Raw genomic sequence first — 21,116 nt, 5'->3', positions numbered from 1 at the left:
GCCCATGGGGGGGAGGGCCACCCTTGAAGTCGTCGTCTCTCGGCGCGCGTCAGGCTCTCATTCGCAGGCCTGGCGCGCGTCGTTTTTTTCCAGCGCCCCGGGCCCGTGGCTGACGCCTTGTATGCTGGGGGAGCGCCATGACCATCGACATCGCCTTCAAGACGCCAGACGCGCTCGTGTTCGCCACGGACGGACTGGCCACGGTGATGGAGGTGGACGCGCGCGGGCAGGAGCGCTTCCTCTCCAACATGGCCAACGTGGAGAAGCTGGTGCCGCTTTCGGGCGGCCGGCTCCTGGCCATGTTCAACGGGGTGGGCTCGATCGGCTCGGGCACGGTGGCCACCTCCCTGCGGGCCTTCGATGACCGCGCGCCGCTGGGCGAGAGCGAGTCCGTGGGCGACTACGCGCGGCGGCTCCATGCGTCGCTGGAGGCCCAGGCGCTGAGCCGGCTGGGAGCGCTGCCTCGGCCCTTCCACCTCATCCTCGGAGGCTTCTCGCAGCAGCCCGAGCATGGCGTGGATCCGCCCACCCTCTGGTCCATCCAGTGGAGCGTGGACCCGAGCCTGCCCACCACGCCCACGCCCATCCTCCATACAGAGGAGGAGGGCGGCGCGGCGCGGCACCGCTTCGGCGTGCATTACGCGGGCGTCACCGAGGCGGTGGCGCGCTTCGTGGAGGGCTTCGACCCGGCGCTGCCCGAGCGGTTGGCGGTGCTGCTGGCGGGCACGGACGCGGAGGACGGGCCTCCGGGGCTGCTGGAGCAGCTCGCGCAGGAGGCACGGCGCCTGGAGTCCCTCGCCGAGCCGCTCTCCAACGCGGCGGCCCGGGGGCTGGCCCGGAGGTACGCGCGGCGCGTGCTGCGCGCGGGCTTCTTCTCGGCGGCGCAGGAGCCGCTCTCCGAGCACTTCTCCCTGCAGGCGGCGGTGGACTACTGCGTCTTCCTCGCCCAGTGCGCCTACGCGCGGGAGAACCTCTCGCCCACGCGACGGGGGGCTCCGCGCGTGGGCAGTACACTTCAGGTGGCGTACCTCGTTCCCAGCCGCCCCGCGCACGTGCTGGCCGGCATCCGGCTCGGGGTGCGCCTGCAAGGCATCGACGGAGGACTTCCATGAGTACACGCAAACCCCAAGGCAAGGGCAGCGGTACCCGGCGCGGCGCCGCGAGCAAGGCGGCGGGGAAGAGCGCGGCGAAGAAGGCGGGGAAGAGCGCGGCGAAGAAGGCGGCCGGTTCGGCTCGCAAGCGCCCCGTGGCTGTCCCCGAGCCGAAGGCCGAGGCCGCGCCTCCTCCCGCCGCGTCCTCGCCCACGGGCGCGCCGCTGGCGTTCGGCAGCCGCGTCTCCGAGATGCCTCCTCCCGCGCAGGTGCGCTCGGCGGAGGCGGCCGCGCTGCGCGGCATGGTGGCGCGCCAGGGCTTCCGGGCGGTGATGTCCCTGGAGCCCGAGTCCGCTGCTCCCCCGTCGGAGGGCTCGAAGCGCAACGTCGTCGAGTCGAAGGCGAAGGACGGGCAGCGGCTGGCCGCCCTGCGCAAGGAGACCTCGAAGCGGCCCGTGGCCACGGTGCGGCCGGACTACTTCGGCACCGCCGAGCACCGTGCCAGCGCGGAGCAGCTCGCGCGCATGCTCGCCGGGGAGGCGGTGTTCCCCAAGGCCTCCGCCGCGCAGACCCATGTCCTGTTGCGCGTGGCGAGCCCCAACCCCGTCCCGGGCGCCTTGCTGGAGCGCGAGGGGCTCTCCGTCGCCAGCGCGGACCCGGCCTGGCGCGAGCCCTTCCAGGCCCGGCTCGAGGACCTGATGGCGCGCTACCGGCCGCTCACGGACCTGGAGATCCGCCCCGGCCTCACCCTGACCTACGGAGAGGTGGTGGCGCTCGCGGGCGACTACTACGCCACCCCCGAGGAGCTGGCGTCGGAGCTGACGCCCGCGGTGGCCGACGCGATTCGCGGGGTGACGCCCCAGGACGAGGGCACCTTCCTGCTCAACACGCACCGCGGCTGGTTCGACTACGCGATGCTGGCCAACGAGAACCAGGACCACTTCGCGCCCCGGAGCTGGGCCCGCTACGCCCGTCACCACCGCGAGGCGCTGGAGATGGCGGTGCGCAAGGACCTGGACGCGGCGCTGGTGCGCAACGCGTTCGCCGACCACTTCCTCACGGACGCCTTCGCCTCGGGCCACCTGCGCGTGCCGCGCAACGCGCTGGAGGGCCTGTCCGGCGCGCTGCCCACGCGCAAGATGCATGACGAGGAGAACGTGCATGGGCTGTGGGTGCAGAGCGCCAGCGGCTTCGTGTGGCGCTCGTACGGCGACGACCACCTGGGCACCAACCCCGTCCACCTGACGCTCACCGCGCACGCGGTGGGCCTGTCCCTGCTGCGCATCTTCAAGGCCTACCGGCTGGAGGGCGAGGCGCTCTACCAGCTCATCGACGCGCTCGGCGAGGCGCAGCCGCTGGAGCTCACCGCCGGAGAGATGGTGGACCCGCGCACGCTGCCGCGCTTCCTGGGCGACGTCGCGGGGCTCCCGAGCATCCGCGAGCACCTGCCCGTGCCGCTGGGCACGGCGGACGAGCCGGACACGGCGAACGTGCTGGCCAACTACCCGCCGCAGGTGGGCCCCGACGGCAAGCGCCGCAAGGAGACGCCGGACTTCGACGCCTACTTCCGTTTCGAGTGAGCGGTGCTCCGGCTCATTCGTGGGCCGCCGGCTCCAGCTTGCCGGAGAGCGCGGCCAGCACGCTCAGGGCTCGCTGGAACTCCTCCAGGGAGAGCTTGCCCGAGGCGAACTGCTCGCTCAGGCTCATCAGCGACTGGGTCTCGGCCACCGCCATCCACGCGCGGTGGGACTGCTCCTCGGCCGCGTTGGCGGGAGGTGCCCACTTGCGGGCCAGCGTCTCCAGCCGGGCGCTGGCGGCCTGGGCCAGCGCCTGGAGCTCCTCGAGCTGCTTGGGCTCCAGCCGCCCCGGCTTCCCGTCGATGACACAGAAGGAGCCCACCGTCTGGCCCGCCACCCGCAGCGGGAAGCCCACGTAGGCGCGGATGCCGTAGGTGTCCACCAGCTCCGTGGGCAGCGCCGGCTCCTTCGTGGCGTCTTCGATCTTCAGCGGCTGGTCTCCGGCCACCACGTACTGGCAGAACGAGATGCACCGGTCGGTGGCGCGCGAGGACGCCAGCTCCGGAGGCAGCCCCGCCTGCGCCCGGAAGAACTGGATCTGATCCACCACGAGGCTCACCAGCGCGATGGGAAAGCCGCTCACCTCCGTGGCTCGGACCACCAGGCGCTCCAGCTCCGGGTCCGGCGTCCGGTCCAGCAGGGCCGCGTCGAAGGCGTTGAGCCGCTGGTGCGCATCCAGCCGCGAGAGGTCCTTGGGGATGGCGTCGTTCATGAGGGGCCTACCTCGCCCCGGGCGTGGCGCAGGAAGAGGGGGAAGACGACCTTCTCCTCGGTGTCCATCATCGAGCGCAGGGTGGAGGCCACCGTTCGGAAGCGCTGCAGGAGCCGATCCGGGTGCGGGTCGGGGAAGCGCAGGAAGCCCATGATGGCCTCGCCCATCACGTTCATGTTGCTGCGGAAGATGTTGAGCACCGCCGTGCTCGTCTTGTCTCCCTTGAGCTGACACACGCGGACGGAGTCTTCGTAGAGCGCCACCTTGGCCTGGCGGTGGGGCACGAAGAGCTCCTCCAGCCGTCGCATCGAGGATTCGAGCTCCTGAGGGCTGGCGACTTCGCAGTGTTGGAGGAGGGCTCGCAGGCGAGCGTGGTCTTCCTGGAGGTGCAGGACCTGGGTGCGTTGCATGTCTCGAGCGCCGAAGAGGGCCGGCAAGGCTACACGTTCGTGAACGAGGGTTCTCAAGCTTCTGAAATACCTGGGGTTTGCCGGTCCGGATCCGAGCCGGTGCTTTAACGACAAGGGTCGGAAATCTCTATGAAGATTTCTCGGTCCGAGGCGCCACCTCCGCGTAGCGGAACATGTTGCGATCGCTGATGAGCGGGCGCGAGTAGGCGCCCGACACCGCGCCGATGAAGGTGCCGATGACGTGCAGCGCCAGCCACCCGCCGACGCCGAGGCCCGAGAAGAAGCGCAGCAGGTCCGGGGCACCGACGCCGTAGGCGAGCAGGAGGATGCCCGGCACGATGATGGAATTGGCCACCGCCGCCGCCAGGGCGCGCTTCATCCGCCCCGCGTGGAAGCCACCGAAGGCGCCGCCCAGGAGCCCGTTGAAGAAGGGGATATAGAAGATGATGAGGCTGGTGAACACCATGGTCGCCACGCTGACGACGAGGATGTTGTCCTTGAAGTGGATGCCCTCCGGCTTCAGGGTGACGTCCGGGGGCAGGGTGGCGTACTCCACATGGCGGGCTGGCTCGCTGGCGTAGGAGCGCGGTGTCTTGTCCTGGTCAGGGGCGGGCGGAACGAACTCGGGCATGCGGGGCTCCTAGGCACGGGGCGCATGGCCCCGGGTGGTTCAGACAAGGGACTGGTGCTGTTGAAGATGTGACACGCACCCGCGAGCGGCACGGGGGGGGCTGCTCGGGAGACAGGCCGCCCACCAGGCGCCGGGACGGCTATGCTGCCGCGCCCGTCGTACCGACACCCTGTCTGGATGGAAACCTCATGAACCTTCGCCGTGTCCTGCTGAGCCTTGCCCTCGTGACCCTGGGTCTGCTGTCCGCCTGCACGCTGCGCCCGCATTACCGAGACGTGGTGCAGCCCGCCGGGGCCTCGCAGAAGGCCGTCGAAGGGCAGACGCTGATCCTTCGCGTGGTGGAGCCGGGCTCGGGCAAGCCCATCGCCGGGGCCCGGGTGCTGGCCGGCGCGGGCCATCCGCGCCTGTCGGCCGTGACCGACGCCGAGGGCCGCATCTCCGTGCCCGTCTCCCGGGCGCTGCTCGACGAGAACCCGCTGATGGAGGTGGTGCTGCCCAAGGGCGTGAGCCAGTACCAGTTCCAGCTCGCCCGCGCGGAGGAGGCCCCCGCCGAGGCGCCCGCGCCGCAGCCCTCCGAGCCCGCCACGGGCACGGACACCGCGGCCCCGCCGCCCTCCGAGACGACCCCGCCGCCGTCGACGATGGGCGGCACGGACGCCGGCGTCTGAGTCACCGCTGAATCCGGGAGGGGAGCGGGGCGGAAGCCGCTTCTCTCCGCCCCGCGCGACGCTCAGCCGAGCTTCGCGTGGAAGAACTCCACGGTGCGCCGCCACGCCGTCTCGGCGTTCGATGGCGAGTACACCTCGGGGCGCGTGTCGTTGAAGAAGGCGTGCTGGGCGTCGTAGCGGTGGAGCTCCACCGACACGCCCGCGCCCTTCAGCTTCTTCTCCAGCGCGTCCACCCGGTCCGGCGAGCACCAGTCGTCCTGCTTCGCGTAGTGGCCCTGCACCGCGCCGCGGATCTTCGTGAGATCCGCCCGGTCATCGCCGGGGATGCCGTAGAAGGGTACGCAGGCGGCGATCTCCGGATCCCTCGCCGCGGCGAACAGGGACACCGCGCCGCCCATGCAGAAGCCCGTGATGCCCAGCTTCGTGCCCGGGTGGCGTTGGCGCAGCGCCTCGGCGGCCCGGCGCAGCTCCGCACCGACCTGCTGCCAGTCCGTCGCCCCCATGTATTGCTGGGCGGTGGCCGCGTCCGTCGCCACCTTGCCGTGGTAGAGGTCCGCGGCGAAGACGGTGAAGTCCTCGCGCGCCAGCCGGTCGGCCACCTCGCGGATGTGCGCGTTGAGGCCCCACCACTCGTGGATGAGCAGCACCGCGCCGCGCGTCTTTCCTCCCGGCGCCTCGCTCAGGTAGCCCGGCAGCTCGGTGCCATCCTTCCCGGTCAGCTTCGTCGTCTGCGTCATGTGTCGTGCCCTCGTCAGCGGAACCAGCGCACGAGGCGCCGGCCCTGGCGTTGCCCATACGCCAGGAGGCGTCGGGTGAAGTCGCTCGGCAGGGAGGTGAAGCGCACGCCGTAGCGCCCTCGCATGTGCTCTCCCGCGTACTGCCGTGTCCACACCACCTCGCCCTCGAAGGGCAGCTCCGCGCCCTCCAGCGCGAGCGTGCCCCGCACGGGAGTGCCCGGCTGCATCGGCTGGAGCATGTCCGCCTGGAAGCCGCTGGGCGAGACATCGCGGGTGTACACGGGGAGCATTCCACGCAGCCGTACGGCGAAGCGGTGGGCCTGACGCGGCAGAGCACGCGGGAGGTACATGCGAGGCAGCCTGCCACCGGGCGCGAGCGCGGCAAGTTTCTGCTGGCGTGGGCCCGTCAGGCACCCCACATTGAGCGGGAGGGGGCGGGAGCCCCGAGCGGGAGGTGGCATGTCCAAGGCGTTCACCAAGGAGGACAGCGCGGGCGATGAGGGGCTCGTTCCCCCTCGGCCCCGCTCCACGTCCGGGGAGAAGCGCTACATCACTCCGGAAGGCTATCGGGCGCTCGAGGAGGAGCTGGCCGCGCTGCTTGCACCCCAGGCAGGCGACACCGAGCTGTCGGAGCTGGACGCGGGCGTGCGCAAGCGGGAGCGCGAGCGGCGCGCGCAGCAGCTCGCGGCGACGCTGGAGGAGGTGCGGGTGGTGGCGCCCGAGGCCTCCCAAGAGGGGCGTGTCTTCTTCGGCGCCTGGGTGACGCTGGAGGATGAGGACGGCGCGGAGACGGCCTACCGCATCGTCGGGCCCGACGAGGCGGACGTGCGCGCGGGCCGGCTGAGCGTGGAGTCCCCCCTGGCGCGGGCGCTGCTCGGCAAGGAGGTGGGCGAGTCGGTGCAGGTGGAGCGGCCTCGTGGCGCGGTGGAGTACACGGTGACGCGAGTGGCCTATGCGCCGCCCACTCACTGAGGCCAGAGAGCAGGCGGGCCGTCCCGTTGGGTAAGGAAGGGGACCCCCTGGGTAGACAACGCCCGTGTCCCGGGGCGTAGAGTCGAGGTGCCGCGCGGCAAGTCATGCGCCCCCGCGCCGCCTCGCCATGACCCCTTCCTCGCCGCGCCTTCCCGTTCGCCTCCGGCTCCTGCTGCTCGGGGGCTCGGTGCTGGTGGGACTCTTCACCTTCCTCTATGCGCGGTTGGTCTGCACTTTCATCTGCAGCCTGCCGCCGCCGGTGCTGGCGCGCACGGTGCTGCTGCTGGCGCTGTTCCACATCGCCCTTCGGGAGCTGTTGCTGCGCTTCATCCCCGCGCCCCGGGAGCGCTCTTCCCCCGCGCGCCATGCCTGGCTGATGTCGGTCTGCTCGTGGGTGCTCGTGGGCCTCGTCGGCATCGTGTTGCACGCCTGGCGCTACCCGACCTTCCCCCTCTTCAGTCACCTGAAGTTCGCCGTGGGGTACTGGCTGCTCGGCGGCGGCATCGTCGCGCAGGTGGAGTACCTCCTCTTCGAGCGCGTGCTGCCCGTCCCGCCCTCCGTCTCGCTGGAGGCCCAGCTGCGCGAGCGGCTCGGGCGCAGGCTCGGCGAGGGCTACGTCATCTTCACCACCGTGCCGGTGGCGGTGTTGCTGCTCACCCTGCTGCGCTTCATCGACGAGCTCGGAGGAGACCGGCGCTACGTGTTGGAGGCGGCCGTGCTCGCCGTGGGCTTCACGGGCGGCGCGCTCGCGGTGGCCATCGCTTATGGCCGCAGCCTGCGCCGGGATTCGGAGCGGCTCATCGAGGCCATTCGCCGGGTGGGCAGCGGAGACTTCCAGCCGAGCGCGAGCACGAGTCGCCCGGATGAGCTGTCGCTGGTGGCCGCGGGCATCAACGAGATGGCGGGTGGGCTGCAACTGCGCGAGCGCATCCGCGAGGCGTTCGGCCGCTTCGTCTCGCCGCAGGTGGCCAGCGAGTTCATCGAGAAGTACGCGCGCCAGGGGAAGATGGGCGTGCTGGGCGGCAGCCGGCGGGACGTGGTGGTGCTCTTCAGCGACCTGCGGGACTTCACGCACCTGTCCGAGTCGCTGGCGCCCGAGGTGCTCATCGAGGTGCTCAACGGCTACTTCCAGGAGATGGTGGAGGCCATCCAGCGCCACGGAGGGCTGGTGGACAAGTTCATCGGGGACGCGGTGCTGGCGGTCTTCGGGCTCACGGAGGGCGTGGGCAACCCGGCCGCGGCGGCCGTCGCGGCGGGCCTGGAGATGCAGCGGCGCCTGGAGGCCTACAACACGAAGCTGGCCGAGCGGGGCATCCAGCTCCAGTCGGGCATCGGCATCCACGCGGGAGACGCCGTCGCGGGCTACCTGGGCAGCACGGAGCGGGTGGAGTTCACCGTCATCGGCCACACCGTGAACATGGCCTCGCGCATCGAGGGCCAGGCCCGGGAGCCCCGGCCGCCGCTGCTGTTCAGCGAGGAGGTGGCCCGGCGGCTGGGGGATGCGTACCCGGTGCGGGAAGTCGCCACGGTGCCGCTCAAGGGCGTGGCGGGAGAGACGCGGCTGCTCACGGTGGAGGCGGCGACCCGCCCCGCGCAGGCGGCCTGAGGACTCGCGGCGGTCGCGGCGGCGGCTATGATGGCCCCGTCCTTCGCCCGGGAGTCCCTCAAATGAAGCGCTTCGTCATCGTCTTCTCCAACGAGCCGGAAGACGCCGCTCCGTGGGTGGCGCGTGCCTGTGCGTCCGCGAAGCTGAAGTTCGTGGACAATGACCCCATCACCACGGAGATCTCCCGCATCCCGGAGGCGCAGAAGCAGTTCCTCCAGTCCAACCTCCCGCCGGGCGAGAACCCGGCGCTGGCACCGCACTACCAGGCGGCGCTGGAGAAGGTGGCGGGGCGCGAGACGCGCGTGGGCCTCTACAGCCTGAGCTGGCTGCTCTACCTGGGGCAGGCGGATGGGTGCGTGCTGGACTTCTCCGCGCTGGAGTCGCAGCGCAAGCAGGGGCTGGCCGCCGGCATGAAGCAGAAGGACGTGGACGCCTACGTGGCGAAGTTCACCCAGCAGATGCGCGATCGCGCCAGCAAGCACGTGCCGCGCGAGCGCATCCTCGAGCTGCCCGCGGGCGAGCCCGAGGCGCGCAAGCTCGAACTGAGCGCCGACTTCATCCGCAAGCTGGGCTGAGCCGGGGCGGCGCTTCTCGCCTACGCCCCCGGCTCGCCCTGCGCGGGGGCTATACGCCCATCAGGCCTTGCTGGAACTCCTGCATGTCCGTGATGAGGTCCGCTGCTCCCTTGATGACGGAAGCGGTGCCCAGGACGATCTGCAGCGGGCCGGTGATGGCGTTGAGGCCGGGGATGGTGCCCGCCACGTCCAGGCCGAGCTGACCGGCCGCCAGGGCGATCTTGATCGGATCCTTCGGATCCTCGCCGATGGCGCCCACCAGGTCCTTCAGGCTGCCCAGCGCGCTCACGCCGCTGACGATGTTGCCGATGAAGGGGATGGACTTGAGGCCCGCCTTGGCGGCGAACTTCGTGGCCGCCTCGGTGATCTTCGCCTTGATCTTGTCCGGCAGCGCGTCGACGAAGCGCCCGAACAGCCGGGTGAAGTTCTCGATGCCCTGCTGACCGAAGGGCAGCTCCACGCCGGCCACCTCGAAGTGGTCGCCGTGGCCCAGCAGGCTGCCGGCCGCGCCGGCGATCTCGCTCATGGCCCCGCCGATGTCACCGCGCGCCAGCTTCTCGAACGCGTTGAACATGTTGGCCGCGGCGCCCGAGTCCACCATCGCCGCGTTGAGCTGCGGGTCGGCGAACAGCTCGCCCACGCTGCCGGGGATCTTCGCCAGGGTGTTGAGGAAGGCCTTGGCCACCTCGGGCGAAGTCTGGGCGATGGTCCGGCCCGTGGCCGCCAGGCCCGCGGCGAAGCCCGCCACGTCTCCGCGCTTGAGCGCGTCGAAGGCTTGGCCCAGCGACTGGCCCACCGCCTCGTTGCCGATGAGGCCGGCGGCGGCGACCAGGGTGTCCTTGGCCCAGGCGGGCAGACCGAGCTTGTCGGCGAAGGCACCCACCATGCGCGCGCGCAGGTCCGGCGAGAGGCTACCCACCGCCTTGCTGAGCGACTTGAGCGCCTCCTGCGGGTTGGGAGGGTTGGAGGCCAGGTGCTTGACGGCGTCCAGCACGTCGAACACGGCGCCGCCCAGAGCCACGATGTCGGCACCCGACTGGATGCCGAAGGGCTTGAGCTTGTCCATGATCTCCGGGTTGGAGGCCAGGGCGTTGGCGGCGGCGTCACGGACCGCCGCGTTGCCGAGCAGGCCGCGGAAGCCGTTGACGAAGTCACCCTCCATCATCTGGTCGAAGGTGGCGTGCAGGTCCTTGTTGTTGACCAGCTCCTTGACGAAGGCCGGGTCGGTGAGCAGCGACCGCGCCATGCCGGCGAAGCCCGTCTCCGGCAGCTTCGAGGCCATGGTGATGATGGCCTTCTCGACGACGGTGGACGGAATCTTGCCCGCGGCGTTCTTGAGGTGCTGGAGGGCCGCCTGCGGATCCGTGGGGAAGGCCTGCGCGGCCTTGAGCAGGTCGGGCAGGGCGCGGGCGGACTGAGCCAGCTCGGAGGCGGTCAGGCCCAGGCTGTCGAGGGTGGTGCGGACGTTGGGCGGCAGCTTCGCGATGATCTTCTGGCCGAGCTTGTCCAGCAGGGCGGGGGCGGCCTCGGCGGCCTTGCCCAGCGCCGTGGCGCCGGCCTCGATGTTGCCATCGGCGAAGGCCTGCATCGCGTCGAGCAGGTGCGGGGCGGCCTTGCCAGCCTCGACGAGGTCGGCCGGGGTCAGGCCCATCTGCTCCAGCTTCTGCTGGACGGCCGGGTCGCTGCCGAGGGCGGTGAGCGCCGCGTCGCGGGCGGAGTCGTTGCCGAGCAGGCCGCGCAGGCCCTCCATGCGGGTGCTCTCGTTGAAGAGCTTTCCGACCTGGTCGTGGAGGTCCTTGTTGGTGATGAGCTCCTTGAGGAACGCATCATTGGTGAGCAGCGTCTTGACGGCGCCGAGCTCGGCGGGGAGCTGGTTGGCCAGCCCCTTGAGGGCCTGGGTGGCCAGGTCCGGCGCGGCGATGCCCGCCTCGCGCAGGGCGGTGAGCGCGCCCTGCCAGTCGCCGTTGGCGACCGCCTGGGTGGCGTCATAGAGGTGGGGCAGGGCCGGGCCGGCGGTGCGCAGGGCCTCCTCGGTGATGCCGAGCTTGGCGAACTGCTCCTTGACGCTGGCGGGCAGCTTCTCCACCAGGCGCTGGCCCAGCTTGGCGGCCAGGTTCGGCGCGGCCTCGACGGCCTCCTGGAAGGTGGACAGGGCGCCCTTGATGTCGCCGCTGGCCAGCTTCTCGAACGCCTCGATGAGCTTCGGGGCGGCCTTGCCGGCCTCGACGAGATCCTCGGGGGTCAGGCCGATCTTCTCGAGCTGTGCCTTGACGGTCGGGTCGTTGCCGATGGCGGTGAGCGCGGCGTCACGGGCCTTGTCGTTGCCCAGCAGCTCCTTGATGGCGCTGGTGTCGCCGCCGATGAGCTTCTCCAGCGAGCCCTGGAGATCCTTGTTGGTGACGAGCTCCTTGAGGAAGGCGTCGTTGGTGAGCAGCGACTTGACGGCGCCGAGCTCGGGAGGGAGCTGGTTGGCCAGACCCTTGAGGGCCTGCGTCGCCAGCTCCGGAGCAGCGGCAGCGGCGTTCTTGATGGCGCTGTAAGCGGCCTTCCAGTCGCCCTTCGAGATGGCGTCGGCAGCCTCGTAGAGGTGGGGCAGCGCGGCGCCGGCGCTCTGGAGCGCCTCGGGGGTGATGCCCAGCTTGGCGAACTGCTCCTTGATCTGCGGGGGCACGCGGTCGAGCAGCTTCTGTCCCAGCTTGGCGGCCAGGTCCGGAGCGGCCTGCACGGCGGCCTGGAAGTCCGTGAGCGCGCCCTTCACGTCACCGGCCTGCAGCTTCTCGAAGGCCTCGAGGATCTTCGGCGCGGCCTTGCCAGCGGCGACGAGGTCCTCCGGCGTCAGGCCGATCTTCTCCAGCTGCGCCTTGATGCCCGGGTCGTTGCCGATGGCGGTGAGCGCGGCGTCACGGGCCTTGTCGTTGGTGAGCAGCTCCTTGATGGCGCTGGTGTCACCACCGATGAGCTTCTCCAGCGAGCCCTGGAGGTCCTTGTTGGTGACGAGCTCCTTGAGGAAGGCGTCGTTGGTGAGCAGCGACTTGACGGCACCGAGCTCGGGAGGGAGCTGGTTGGCCAGACCCTTGAGGGCCTGCGTCGCCAGCTCGGGAGCGGCAGCGGCGGCGTTCTTGATGGCGCTGTAAGCGGCCTTCCAGTCACCCTTCGAGGCGGCATCAGCGGCCTCATAGAGGTGGGGCAGAGCAGCGCCCGACTTCTGGAGGGTCTCGGGGGTGATGCCCAGCTTGGCGAACTGCTCCTTGATCTGCGGGGGCACGCGGTCCAGCAGCTTCTGGCCCAGCTTGGCGGCCAGGTCCGGAGCGGCCTGAACGGCGGCCTGGAAGTCCGTGAGCGCGCCCTTCACATCGCCAGCCTGCAGCTTCTCGAAGGCCTCGAGGATCTTCGGCGCGGCCTTGCCAGCGGCGACGAGGTCGGCCGGGGTCAGGCCGATCTTCTCCAGCTGCGCCTTGATGCCCGGGTCGTTGCCGATGGCGGTGAGAGCCGCGTCGCGAGCCTTGTCGTTGGTGAGCAGCTCCTTGATGGCGCTGGTGTCACCACCGATGAGCTTCTCCAGCGAGCCCTGGAGGTCCTTGTTGGTGACGAGCTCCTTGAGGAACGCATCGTTGGTGAGCAGCGACTTGGCGGCGCCGAGCTCGGGGGGAAGCTGGTTGGCCAGACCCTTGAGGGCCTGCGTCGCCAGCTCGGGAGCGGCAGCGGCGGCGTTCTTGATGGCGCTGTAAGCGGCCTTCCAGTCACCCTTCGAGGCAGCGTCGGCGGCCTCATAGAGGTGGGGCAGGGCGGCGCCCGACTTCTGGAGGGTCTCGGGGGTGATGCCCAGCTTGGCGAACTGCTCCTTGATCTGGGGCGGCACCTTGTCGAGCAGCTTCTGGCCGAGCTTGGCGGCCAGGTCCGGAGCAGCCTGAACGGCGGCCTGGAAGTCCGTGAGCGCGCCCTTCACATCGCCAGCCTGCAGCTTCTCGAACGCGTCCCAGATCTTCGGGGCCGCGCTGCCAGCCTGGGTGAGGTCCTGCGGCGTCAGGCCGAGCTTCTCGAGCTGCGCCTTGACGGCCGGATCATTGCCGAGCGCGGAGAGGGCGGCGTCGCGGGCCTTGTCGTTGCCCAGCAGGGCGCGCAGGCCCTCCAGGCGGGTGGAGTCATTGAAGAGCTTGCCGACCTGGTCGTGCAGGTCCTTGTTGGTGACCAGCTCCTTGACGAAGGCGTCATTGGTCAGCAGCGACTTGAGCGCGCCGAGCTCGGCGGGGAGCTGGTTGGCCAGCCCCTTGATGGCCTGCTGCACCACCTCGGGCGCGGCGCCAGCGGCCTGCTTCAGGCTGTCGAGCGCCTTCTGCCACTCGCCCTTCGCGGCGGCGTCGGCGGCGTCATAGAGGTGGGGCAGCGCGGCGCCCGACTTCTGGAGCGTCTCGGCGGTGATGCCGAGCTTGGCGAACTGCTCCTTGATCTGCGGGGGCACCTTGTCGAGCAGCTTCTGGCCCAGCTTGGCGGCCAGGTCCGGAGCGGCCTGCACGGCGGCCTGGAAGTCCGTGAGCGCGCCCTTCACATCGCCAGCCTGCAGCTTCTCGAAGGCGTCGATGAGCTTCGGGGCGGCCTTGCCAGCGGCGACGAGGTCCTCCGGCGTCAGGCCGAGCTTCTCGAGCTGCGCCTTGACGCCCGGGTCGTTGCCCAGCGCGCCCAGCACGGAGTCGCGGAGCGAGTCGTTGCCGATCAGCTCGCGCAGCGTCCCCAGGTCCGCGGGGTTCTGGATGAGCTTGCCAATGGAGGCGTGCAGGTCCTTGTTGGTCAGCAGCTCGTGGGCGACCTTCGGGTCGCTGAGCAGCGTCTTCACCGCGCCCGCGCTGGCCGGCAGGTTCTGCGCCAGTCCGCGCAGGGCCTTCTCGGCGATCTCCGTCGAGGAGGCGGCCGCGTCTCCCAGATGACCGAGCGCCTCTTCCCACTTGCCCTGGGTGGCCGCCTGCGCCGCCTGCTCCAGGTGCGGCGCCGCGTGCGCGCCGGCCTTGACCAGGTCATCGGCCGTCAGCCCCAGCTTCTCCAGCGCGCCCGCGCGGGGAGGGACGACCGCCGTCTGCGGCGCGGTGGTGGACCCCAGCAGCGCCTGCGTGTTGCGCTGGTTGGGCTTGGCCGCCTTGGTCTCGAAGCCGTCCGACTGCGGCTTCACCTGGTTGCGCGCCTGGTTGCGCGTGCCCGTCTGCTGCTGGCCCTGGCCCTGGGCCTCCTTCTCGGCCTTGGGCGGGTCCTTCGGCTTCGGAGGAGCCTTCTTCTCCTCGGCATCGCGCAGCCTGTTGTTCGAAGAACCACCACCGGTCTTGTTGACGGACATGACAACCTCGAGAGTTCAGGAGCTCCCAGGAGGGCCTGGGGCGGGGAGGTGGGAGAAACTCCCCCATGCTGGGGTTATCGCCCCCGCGAAACTCCAGTTGCGTGATTCGGTTTCTTGCTGGGTTTTGACGCAGTGCGGATCACTTCGAGGCGGAAGCGGCGATGCCCTTCTTCACTTCCTCGAGGGCCTTCTCGGTCAGCTGCACGGCTTGATCACGGCTGGCGCTGGCGGGGGCCTTCACCTCGGCGCGCTTGAGGGCGTTGAGCGCGTAGCGCAGGTGGACGAGCGCGTCGTCCAGCGTGGGAGGGCTCGCGGCATAGGCGGCGTGGCTGAGGGCGCCCAGGACGAAGGCGGCGGCGACGGCGAGAGCAGTGCGGCGCATGCGGAGGACTCCGAAAAGCGATGACGGGAGAGCCCTCAGCGTAGTGGCTTTTCTGGAAAAGCTCGATAGGGCTGTATTTTTGAGAGGGCACCGTGCGGGGCTCCCTCACGAAATCGATCGAATCGTGGAGCGCGGAGCAGCCGCCCTGCCAGGGTGTCTCTTCGCCCCTTTCACCCGCAGTGACACTCTGTGCCCTCGTCTTCACCCACGGGTCGGGGAAGACTCACTGGGGGTGGGTCAGTACCCAGAATTCCGTTCACAAGGTGAGCAGCCAACCTATCAGGAAAATTGAGCTTTTCTGACCAGGTAGGCCCTCCACGTTTTCTGTCGAAAGTCGCTCAATGACAGCAGTTCGACACCGAGGAGAGACACATGAATGCGCGCTTCAACATGACCTGGAAGGTGCTGCTGGGAACGCTCGGGCTCTCGCTGATCGGCTGCGGAGGAGCCGCCGAAGGGGAGGGCGCTTTGACGCGCTCCGTCGGAGCACTGGAGGGCGCCGTCACGGTGACGCTCAACGGAGCCGCGGAGATGACGTTGGAGTGCGGCGTCGACACGTGGGTGGATCCGGGCGCCACGGCGACCGACGGGGACGGCGCGCCGCTGGAGGTCCAGACGTACAACGGTGGCAATGACGAGTACGGCCCGGGCCCGAGTTCCGTCGCCGAGGGCATCTACTACGTGCAGTACGCGGCGCATGACGCTGAGTGGAACTGGGACACGAAGCTGCGCTCGGTGGCGGTGCTGGACACGCGCGCGCCGACGCTGGTGCTCAATGGCGACGCGGAGGTGACCCACACCTGCGGCAGCGCCTACGAGGACCCGAGGGCCACGGTGGCGGACGAGTGCTACGACGTGAGCTCCCAGCTGATCATCACCGGCGAGGTGAACGGGTGGATCGAGGGCACGTACACGCTGGTGTACGAGGTGGTGGACGGCGCGGGCAACGCTCCGGCCGCCGTGACGCGCACCGTCCACGTCGTGGACTGCCCCACCTACGAGTAGCAGGAAAGGCTTCTCCGCGAGGGCGGAGCGGTTAAGGTGCGCGCCTCGCAGCGTCCCACCTGCTGGAGTCTCCCGCGATGAAGGCTCTCCTGACCGCTCTTGCCCTGTCTCCCACCCTGGCGCTCGCCCAGGACATGGATTTCTCGAAGGTCCAGGTGACGGCGACCCCCGTCGCCGGCAATGTCCACCTGCTCGTGGGAGCGGGTGGCAACATCGCCGTGTCGGCGGGGCCGGACGGGGTGCTGGTGGTGGATGATCAATTCGCCCCGCTGGCCCCGAAGATCAACAAGGCCATCGACAAGCTGAGCAAGAAGAAGATCCAGTACGTGCTCAACACGCACTGGCACTTCGACCACACGGGCGGCAACCCCGTCTTCGGCAAGGAGGGGCTCATCGTGGCGCACGACGCGGTGCGCACGCGCCTGTCGGCCGAGCAGAAGATCTTCGGGCAGCCGGTGGCGCCGCTGCCGAAGGAGGGCCTGCCGGTCATCACCTACGACAACCAGATGTCCATCTTCTTCAACGGGGAGGAGATCCGGCTGACGCACTTCCCGGCGGGGCACACGGACGGCGACACGGTGGTGTACTTCACCAGCTCCAACGTGATGCACACGGGTGACCAGTTCATCGTGGATTCGTTCCCCTTCTTCGACATGGAGAACGGGGGCACGGTGGAGGGCTACGTGCGCAACCTGGAGAAGATCCTCCAGACGCTGCCGCCGGACGTGAAGATCATCCCGGGGCACGGGCCGCTGGCGAAGAAGGAGGACATGGAGCGCATGGTGGCCATGCTGAAGGAGAGCACGGCGATGGTGCGCGCGAGCCTGGCCGCGGGCAAGACGCTCGAGCAGGTGAAGGCCCAGAGCCTTGGCGAGAAGTACAAGAGCTGGAGCAACGCCTTCATCAAGGAAGAGCAGTACCTGGAGATGGTCTACAAGGGCTTGTCCGCCTCGGCGAAGAGCCCGGCGGCTCCCGCGCCCGCCCCGGCTCCGGGGAAGAAGTAGCGTCGTACCGCGGGGCAGGGCGGTGGAGCGGCGCCCGGGCGCTTTGTTAGCCTGGGCCCGTGGACACCCTGACCCGGCCGGATCCAAGTCGCTCGCAGCGTGATGAGCTGGAGCGGCTCCAGCAGGAGCTGCGCGAGGCCCGTCGCCAGCGGGAGGCCCTGCCTGGCGAGAACGCCGAGTTGGCCGCGCGGGTGGCCACGCTGGAGCGGGAGGTGCGCTGGCTGCGCCGCACGCTGGCGGTGGCGCGAGAGGAGGCCGAGCGGCCCGCCTCCTCCCTTCCGGAACAACTGGTGCTGCCCTTCCGCGTGGCGCCCTCGCGGAGGACCGCTTACGGGCGGACGCGCTTCGCGTTGAAGCTGGTGCTGCCGACGCTGGCCTCGTTCATGTACTTCGCGGGCGCGAGCGTCGATTCGCCGGAGCGCAGCGCGCTGGCGGTAGGCCTCTTGCTGCTGTGCCTGGTGCTGGCGTTCGTCCTTCAGGGGCCCGAGGACGATGAGGAAGGGCCCGCCTGGAGCTTCGATGAGGAGGGCTTCGCGCCCGTGGGCAAGGACAGCACGCACGGCAAGGTTTTCTACCGGGAGCTCCACAAGGTCGAGGTGAAGCAAGGGATGCTCCAGGGCCTCTTCGGCTTCGGCTCCGTGCGGATCCTCTGGACGCCCGCCGCGCCCACCTCCATCGGCAAGGCGGAGAGCTACCCGAACCGGTCCGTGGACATCGACATGTTGGATGACCCGGAGCGCCTGGCCGAGTGGCTGCGAGACCAGGTCCGTGGAGCGAAGGAGACGAAGCGTGTCGACTGAGCGCTATGTCGATCCCTCGGTGGGGCAGGCGGTGGAGGAGGTGCGGGAGTCGCTGCGGAGCGAGCAGCGGGCGTTGGAGCCATTGCCGACGGAGAACGCCGAGCTCCGCGCGAAGCTCGAGCGACTCCAGACCGAGCGGGAGCGCCTGCGCGGCGAGCTGGAGGGCCTGAGGCAGGGGCGCGCCGGAGGGCGGGTGCCCCGACTGCCGGAGGCGCTGGAGCCTCCCTTCGTGGTCCGCTCGCCGGTGCTCCTGCGTCGCCAGGCGCGAGAGTCCTTGCCGGTGCTGGTGGTGCTGACGCTGCTGGGCTCGCTGGCGTGGAGCAGGCAGGGCTCGGGACTGGTCATCCTCCTCCTCCTGCTCATGGTGTTCATGGCGATTCAGTTCTTCGCGGTCTGGCGCGGAGGCGCGCGGTGGCGCTTTGGCGAGACCGGCATCGAGGTGGATGACAAGGATGTGCCCGAGGGACGGGTGCGCTACGCGGACGTGGTGGACGCGGAGGTCCATGTCTCTCGTGCCCAGCGTCGGCGAGGCGTGGGCACCGTGGAGGTGCGCTACCGGGCCAAGAATGAGGAGCGGACACTGTCTCTCAAGGATGTGCCCGAGCCCGATCGCCTCGCGGAGTGGCTGGACTCGAAGCGCCCGGGCGCGGCGTGAGGGGCGTGGAGCGAGGGCGCCGCTGGGCCATCGCGGCCCTTTGGGTGCTCCTGGGGACCGCCTGTCGGGACGAGCGCCTCGTGCCCGCGCTCCCGCCGGGGCTGCACGTGGAGACCTATGCCCAGCGCTCCGCCTCGAAGGTGGATGTGCTGTGGGTGGTGGACAACTCGGGCTCCATGGCGCCTCGCCAGGAGAACCTCGCGCGCAACTTCGAGGCGTTCATCACCCTGTTCCGCCAGGGTCGGCTCGACTTCCGCCTCGCCGTCACCACCACGGACATCTTCGCCCGGCCCGGGGAGCTGGTGGGCGCGCCCGCGCTGTTGACGCCCGACACGCCGGACCTCGCGGAGGCCTTCGCGCGGAACGTGCGGGTAGGCACCTCGGGCAGCGCGTACGAGGCGGGCCTGGAGGCGGCGCGGCTCGTGCTGGAGCGACAGGCGGAGGAAGGAGCACCTCAGCGGGAGGCGCTCGCCGCGTGCGAGGCCGGCTGCGAGACGGAGAGGTGCCGAGAGGACTGTGCCGGGCGCCACCCGGTGGCGTTCCTGCGACCCGGGGCGTTCCTGTACCTCGTCTTCGTCACCGATGAGGAGGACCGCTCGCCCCAGGAGCTGCGGGCGTACTGGCGGGCCTTCGAGCAGGCGCAGGGGATTGGCAATGACGGCACGGTGGTGGCCTCCGCCATCATCGGAGACGTGCCAGCCAATGATTGTGGGGCGACGCCAAGCCAGCGCTACCAGGAGCTGGCGCGGCTGACGGGCGGAGAGGTGGGGAGCATCTGCGATGCGGAGTTCGCCGACACGCTGCGCGCGTTGGCCACGAGTGCGGTGGGGCTGCGGCGGACGTTCGTGCTCGCGCACGCGCCGGACCCGGAGACGCTCTCCGTGCGCGTCAACTACCCGTGCGGCGTGACGGCGGAGGCGGTGGAGGCGTGTGCGGCGGTGGACCGGGCGGCGTGCGAGGGACAACCTGTCGAGGCTTTGGAAGTGGTGTGTACGCCCCGACAGGGCGGAGCGGAGGGCTGGCGCTACGAGCCGGAGCGTGGCGCCCTCTTCTTCGCGGGCCGCTCGGTGCCGGGACTGGGGGCTCGCCTGGAGGTGCGCTACTTCGAGGAGGGCACACCGTGAGGGCGCTGGTGCTGGTGTTGCTGTGCGTCGCGTGTGGCGATGACGTGGCCCGCCAGGTGCGTCCACGGCTGGTGGCACCTCCGGGGACGCTGGAGCTGGGTGCCGTACCCGTCCTGCGAGAGGCCACCGGGGAAGTACCGCTGATCAACGCGGGCCGAGCGGGTCTACGGGTGCTGGGCGTGCGCATTCAGGAGGAGGGCGCACCGTTCCGCGTGCTGTCGGCACCGGAGGGCGTGGACGCGGCAGGAGCGGCGGCCATTCAGGTTGCCTTCGTGCCACCGGGGGAGGAGCGCTACCAAGCCACGCTGCGGGTGGAGACGGACGATATGGAGCGTGGCACCGTCGACGTGGCGCTCGTGGGAGAGGGACGCACGGCGGCAGCGTTGGAGCTGGAGCCAGCGGTGCTCGACTTCGGCCGTGTCCCGGAGGGGCAGTCCGTGACGCGCTCGTTCTCAGTGCGCGCGCTAGGCACGGCGGATCTCGTGCTGGAGGACCTCCAGCTCACGGAGGACACGAGCGCGGCGTTCGGCTTCGTGGGCTCGGTGCGAACGCCTGCGGTGGTGGACGTGGGAGGGGAAATCCAGCTCACCGTGCGCTACGCGGTACCGCTGGGCGCCGAGCCAGCGGCACGGGGAGCGGTGCGCCTGCGGAGCACGGACCCTGGCCGGAGAGAGGCCACGGTGGCGCTGCGAGGTGAGGTGAACCGAGCGCCCGTGGCGGTGGTCGCCCCCGTGGAGGTGAGTGTACCCGGAGGCGAAGTGGTGCTCGACGGAACGGGCTCGGAGGATCCGGATGGCGACGCGCCGCTGTCCTATCGCTGGGTATTGCGCTCGCGGCCGGTGGGAGCGCAGGGAATGCTCGTGGCGCCGGAGGCCGCGCGCACGGTGTTGCGGTTGGACGCAGCGGTCCCCGGGGAGTACGGCGTGGAGCTGGAGGTCACGGACGCGGCGGGAGCACGGAGCCTCGTTCCCGGCCGAGGGCGGGTGGTGGCGGCCCCCGCGCAACAGCTCCTCGTGGAGATGTTCTGGGACAACGCGGTTACGGACATGGATCTCCACGTGCTGCGCGTGCCAGGAGCGGCGCCCGGGAGCATTCCGGACGACTGCCACTATGCGAACCCGCGCCCGGATTGGGGCGAGCCGGGAGTTGAGAGGGATGATCCGGAGCTGCTGCGCGATGCGCTGACCGGATATGGGCCGGAGGTGTTCGGTTACGGTGAGCCGGTGGCGGGGAGTTACCGGGTGGCGGTGGTGTTCTCGCGGGCGAACGGAGCGGTGGATCCGCGGAGCACGGTGACGGTGCGGGTGTACGAGCGGGGCGTGGTGAAGGGAGAGCTCCGGAGGACGCTGTCGCGACAGGGCGAGACGTGGAACGTGGCGGACGTGGGCTGGCCCGGTGGTGTCATCACGGAGGCCCCGTGAGTCCTGGAGGCAGAGGACTCCTGTTGCTGGCGGTGCTCCTGCTGGTGGCCTGTTCGGACTCGGAGCCGGTGACGCGTCCCGATGAGGGGGTGAGCACTCCCGCCTGCGAACACCGAGAGGACTGCCCCGGAGGCCAGATCTGTTCCCCGGAAGGGTTCTGCGCGGCGTGCGGGTCCGACGGGCAGTGCCGCCTGAAGGAAGTCTGTGCGGCCGACGCGCGAGTCTGCACCCCACGTCCAGGCTGGGGCGCGGAATGCGCCCTCAACGCGGAGTGCCCCGCAGGTGCGTGGTGCCACCAGGGGTTGTGCCAGCCTCGCACCGCCGTCACCCTCTGTCCTTCAGGGACACGCGACGAGTGCCCCACCGGGCAGCGTTGCCACCGTGCGAACCTCGTCTGCGAGGAGGACCTCGGCTGCCTGGAGG

19 protein-coding genes are annotated in these 21,116 nt (G+C 70.3%); 12 read left to right on the top strand and 7 right to left on the bottom strand.

Features of this window, described 5'->3' with window-relative positions; genetic code table 11:
- Nucleotides 1–137 precede the first annotated feature (137 nt).
- Together SYV04_RS38440 and SYV04_RS38435 are read left to right on the top strand one after the other, a co-directional pair.
- A complete protein-coding gene (locus SYV04_RS38440; RefSeq protein WP_321551041.1) occupies nucleotides 138–1,112 on the top strand; it encodes a hypothetical protein in 975 nt (324 codons plus the stop codon).
- Complete coding sequence (locus tag SYV04_RS38435; RefSeq protein ID WP_321551040.1) at nucleotides 1,109–2,671, top strand: hypothetical protein; 1,563 nt, start codon at nucleotides 1,109–1,111, stop codon at nucleotides 2,669–2,671. The genes SYV04_RS38440 and SYV04_RS38435 overlap by 4 nt, the downstream gene beginning before the upstream one ends.
- Nucleotides 2,672–2,684: 13 nt before the next feature.
- On the opposite strand, the gene SYV04_RS38430 is transcribed toward SYV04_RS38435, so the two are convergent.
- From SYV04_RS38430 to SYV04_RS38420, 3 genes are all read right to left on the bottom strand, one after another.
- Nucleotides 2,685–3,380, bottom strand: a complete 696-nt coding sequence (locus tag SYV04_RS38430; RefSeq protein ID WP_321551039.1) for a GAF domain-containing protein — start codon at nucleotides 3,378–3,380, stop codon at nucleotides 2,685–2,687.
- Nucleotides 3,377–3,688 (bottom strand): hypothetical protein, encoded by a 312-nt coding sequence (locus tag SYV04_RS38425; protein ID WP_321551038.1) that lies wholly within the window; start codon nucleotides 3,686–3,688, stop codon nucleotides 3,377–3,379. Before SYV04_RS38425 ends, SYV04_RS38430 begins: the two co-directional genes overlap by 4 nt.
- Nucleotides 3,689–3,917: 229 nt before the next feature.
- Nucleotides 3,918–4,421, bottom strand: coding sequence for a hypothetical protein (locus tag SYV04_RS38420; protein WP_321551037.1), 504 nt, complete (start codon nucleotides 4,419–4,421; stop codon nucleotides 3,918–3,920).
- Nucleotides 4,422–4,609: 188 nt separating this feature from the next.
- Between SYV04_RS38420 and SYV04_RS38415 the strand changes: the two genes are divergently transcribed.
- Nucleotides 4,610–5,089: a transthyretin-like family protein gene (locus tag SYV04_RS38415; protein ID WP_321551036.1), complete on the top strand. Its 480-nt coding sequence runs from the start codon at nucleotides 4,610–4,612 to the stop codon at nucleotides 5,087–5,089.
- 62 nt (nucleotides 5,090–5,151) lie between these two features.
- On the opposite strand, the gene SYV04_RS38410 is transcribed toward SYV04_RS38415, so the two are convergent.
- Together SYV04_RS38410 and SYV04_RS38405 are read right to left on the bottom strand one after the other, a co-directional pair.
- Nucleotides 5,152–5,826: a dienelactone hydrolase family protein gene (locus SYV04_RS38410; RefSeq protein ID WP_321551035.1), complete on the bottom strand. Its 675-nt coding sequence runs from the start codon at nucleotides 5,824–5,826 to the stop codon at nucleotides 5,152–5,154.
- Nucleotides 5,827–5,840: 14 nt separating this feature from the next.
- Nucleotides 5,841–6,176, bottom strand: a complete 336-nt coding sequence (locus SYV04_RS38405; protein WP_321551034.1) for a PilZ domain-containing protein — start codon at nucleotides 6,174–6,176, stop codon at nucleotides 5,841–5,843.
- 109 nt (nucleotides 6,177–6,285) lie between these two features.
- On the opposite strand from SYV04_RS38405, the gene SYV04_RS38400 reads away from it, so the two are divergent.
- The 3 genes from SYV04_RS38400 (at nucleotide 6,286) to SYV04_RS38390 (ending at nucleotide 8,979) form a co-directional block, all read left to right on the top strand.
- On the top strand, nucleotides 6,286–6,798 hold the full coding sequence (locus SYV04_RS38400; protein WP_321551033.1) for a GreA/GreB family elongation factor: 513 nt from the start codon (nucleotides 6,286–6,288) through the stop codon (nucleotides 6,796–6,798).
- 127 nt (nucleotides 6,799–6,925) lie between these two features.
- Nucleotides 6,926–8,404 carry an adenylate/guanylate cyclase domain-containing protein gene (locus SYV04_RS38395; RefSeq protein WP_321551032.1) on the top strand — a complete coding sequence of 493 codons (1,479 nt, stop codon included), beginning with the start codon at nucleotides 6,926–6,928 and terminating at the stop codon, nucleotides 8,402–8,404.
- A gap of 62 nt (nucleotides 8,405–8,466) precedes the next feature.
- Nucleotides 8,467–8,979, top strand: a complete 513-nt coding sequence (locus SYV04_RS38390; RefSeq protein WP_321551031.1) for a hypothetical protein — start codon at nucleotides 8,467–8,469, stop codon at nucleotides 8,977–8,979.
- Between the two features lie 49 nt (nucleotides 8,980–9,028).
- On the opposite strand, the gene SYV04_RS38385 is transcribed toward SYV04_RS38390, so the two are convergent.
- Together SYV04_RS38385 and SYV04_RS38380 are read right to left on the bottom strand one after the other, a co-directional pair.
- Complete coding sequence (locus SYV04_RS38385) at nucleotides 9,029–14,302, bottom strand: hypothetical protein (protein ID WP_321551030.1); 5,274 nt, start codon at nucleotides 14,300–14,302, stop codon at nucleotides 9,029–9,031.
- Nucleotides 14,303–14,441: 139 nt separating this feature from the next.
- The gene (locus tag SYV04_RS38380; protein ID WP_321551029.1) at nucleotides 14,442–14,684 is read right to left on the bottom strand and encodes a hypothetical protein; all 243 of its coding nucleotides are present in this window, start codon (nucleotides 14,682–14,684) and stop codon (nucleotides 14,442–14,444) included.
- 372 nt (nucleotides 14,685–15,056) lie between these two features.
- On the opposite strand from SYV04_RS38380, the gene SYV04_RS38375 reads away from it, so the two are divergent.
- The 6 genes from SYV04_RS38375 (at nucleotide 15,057) to SYV04_RS38350 (ending at nucleotide 20,693) form a co-directional block, all read left to right on the top strand.
- Complete coding sequence (locus SYV04_RS38375; protein WP_321551028.1) at nucleotides 15,057–15,689, top strand: DUF5011 domain-containing protein; 633 nt, start codon at nucleotides 15,057–15,059, stop codon at nucleotides 15,687–15,689.
- Nucleotides 15,690–15,766: 77 nt separating this feature from the next.
- Nucleotides 15,767–16,693 (top strand): MBL fold metallo-hydrolase, encoded by a 927-nt coding sequence (locus tag SYV04_RS38370; RefSeq protein ID WP_321551027.1) that lies wholly within the window; start codon nucleotides 15,767–15,769, stop codon nucleotides 16,691–16,693.
- Between the two features lie 59 nt (nucleotides 16,694–16,752).
- Nucleotides 16,753–17,493: a hypothetical protein gene (locus SYV04_RS38365; protein ID WP_321551026.1), complete on the top strand. Its 741-nt coding sequence runs from the start codon at nucleotides 16,753–16,755 to the stop codon at nucleotides 17,491–17,493.
- Complete coding sequence (locus SYV04_RS38360; RefSeq protein WP_321551025.1) at nucleotides 17,483–18,148, top strand: PH domain-containing protein; 666 nt, start codon at nucleotides 17,483–17,485, stop codon at nucleotides 18,146–18,148. Before SYV04_RS38365 ends, SYV04_RS38360 begins: the two co-directional genes overlap by 11 nt.
- Before the next feature lie 80 nt (nucleotides 18,149–18,228).
- Nucleotides 18,229–19,272 (top strand): vWA domain-containing protein, encoded by a 1,044-nt coding sequence (locus SYV04_RS38355; RefSeq protein ID WP_321551024.1) that lies wholly within the window; start codon nucleotides 18,229–18,231, stop codon nucleotides 19,270–19,272.
- Entirely contained in the window at nucleotides 19,269–20,693 is a 1,425-nt protein-coding gene (locus SYV04_RS38350; RefSeq protein ID WP_321551023.1) for a choice-of-anchor D domain-containing protein, read from the top strand. The genes SYV04_RS38355 and SYV04_RS38350 overlap by 4 nt, the downstream gene beginning before the upstream one ends.
- The last annotated feature ends 423 nt before the right edge of the window (nucleotides 20,694–21,116 follow it).

Source organism: Hyalangium ruber (assembly GCF_034259325.1).
In the GTDB taxonomy this organism is placed as follows: domain Bacteria; phylum Myxococcota; class Myxococcia; order Myxococcales; family Myxococcaceae; genus Hyalangium_A; species Hyalangium_A rubrum.
This window is presented reverse-complemented; position numbering and strand designations above follow the sequence as displayed.

Excerpts from the sequence above, each read along its gene's own strand:
- SYV04_RS38440 (WP_321551041.1), top strand. The coding sequence starts at position 138 with ATGACCATCGACATCGCCTTCAAGACGCCAGACGCGCTCGTGTTCGCC.
- SYV04_RS38435 (WP_321551040.1), top strand. The coding sequence starts at position 1,109 with ATGAGTACACGCAAACCCCAAGGCAAGGGCAGCGGTACCCGGCGCGGC.
- SYV04_RS38430 (WP_321551039.1), bottom strand. The coding sequence starts at position 3,380 with ATGAACGACGCCATCCCCAAGGACCTCTCGCGGCTGGATGCGCACCAG.
- SYV04_RS38425 (WP_321551038.1), bottom strand. The coding sequence starts at position 3,688 with ATGCGACGGCTGGAGGAGCTCTTCGTGCCCCACCGCCAGGCCAAGGTG.
- SYV04_RS38420 (WP_321551037.1), bottom strand. The coding sequence starts at position 4,421 with ATGCCCGAGTTCGTTCCGCCCGCCCCTGACCAGGACAAGACACCGCGC.
- SYV04_RS38415 (WP_321551036.1), top strand. The coding sequence starts at position 4,610 with ATGAACCTTCGCCGTGTCCTGCTGAGCCTTGCCCTCGTGACCCTGGGT.
- SYV04_RS38410 (WP_321551035.1), bottom strand. The coding sequence starts at position 5,826 with ATGACGCAGACGACGAAGCTGACCGGGAAGGATGGCACCGAGCTGCCG.
- SYV04_RS38405 (WP_321551034.1), bottom strand. The coding sequence starts at position 6,176 with ATGTACCTCCCGCGTGCTCTGCCGCGTCAGGCCCACCGCTTCGCCGTA.
- SYV04_RS38400 (WP_321551033.1), top strand. The coding sequence starts at position 6,286 with ATGTCCAAGGCGTTCACCAAGGAGGACAGCGCGGGCGATGAGGGGCTC.
- SYV04_RS38395 (WP_321551032.1), top strand. The coding sequence starts at position 6,926 with ATGACCCCTTCCTCGCCGCGCCTTCCCGTTCGCCTCCGGCTCCTGCTG.
- SYV04_RS38390 (WP_321551031.1), top strand. The coding sequence starts at position 8,467 with ATGAAGCGCTTCGTCATCGTCTTCTCCAACGAGCCGGAAGACGCCGCT.
- SYV04_RS38385 (WP_321551030.1), bottom strand. The coding sequence starts at position 14,302 with ATGTCCGTCAACAAGACCGGTGGTGGTTCTTCGAACAACAGGCTGCGC.
- SYV04_RS38380 (WP_321551029.1), bottom strand. The coding sequence starts at position 14,684 with ATGCGCCGCACTGCTCTCGCCGTCGCCGCCGCCTTCGTCCTGGGCGCC.
- SYV04_RS38375 (WP_321551028.1), top strand. The coding sequence starts at position 15,057 with ATGAATGCGCGCTTCAACATGACCTGGAAGGTGCTGCTGGGAACGCTC.
- SYV04_RS38370 (WP_321551027.1), top strand. The coding sequence starts at position 15,767 with ATGAAGGCTCTCCTGACCGCTCTTGCCCTGTCTCCCACCCTGGCGCTC.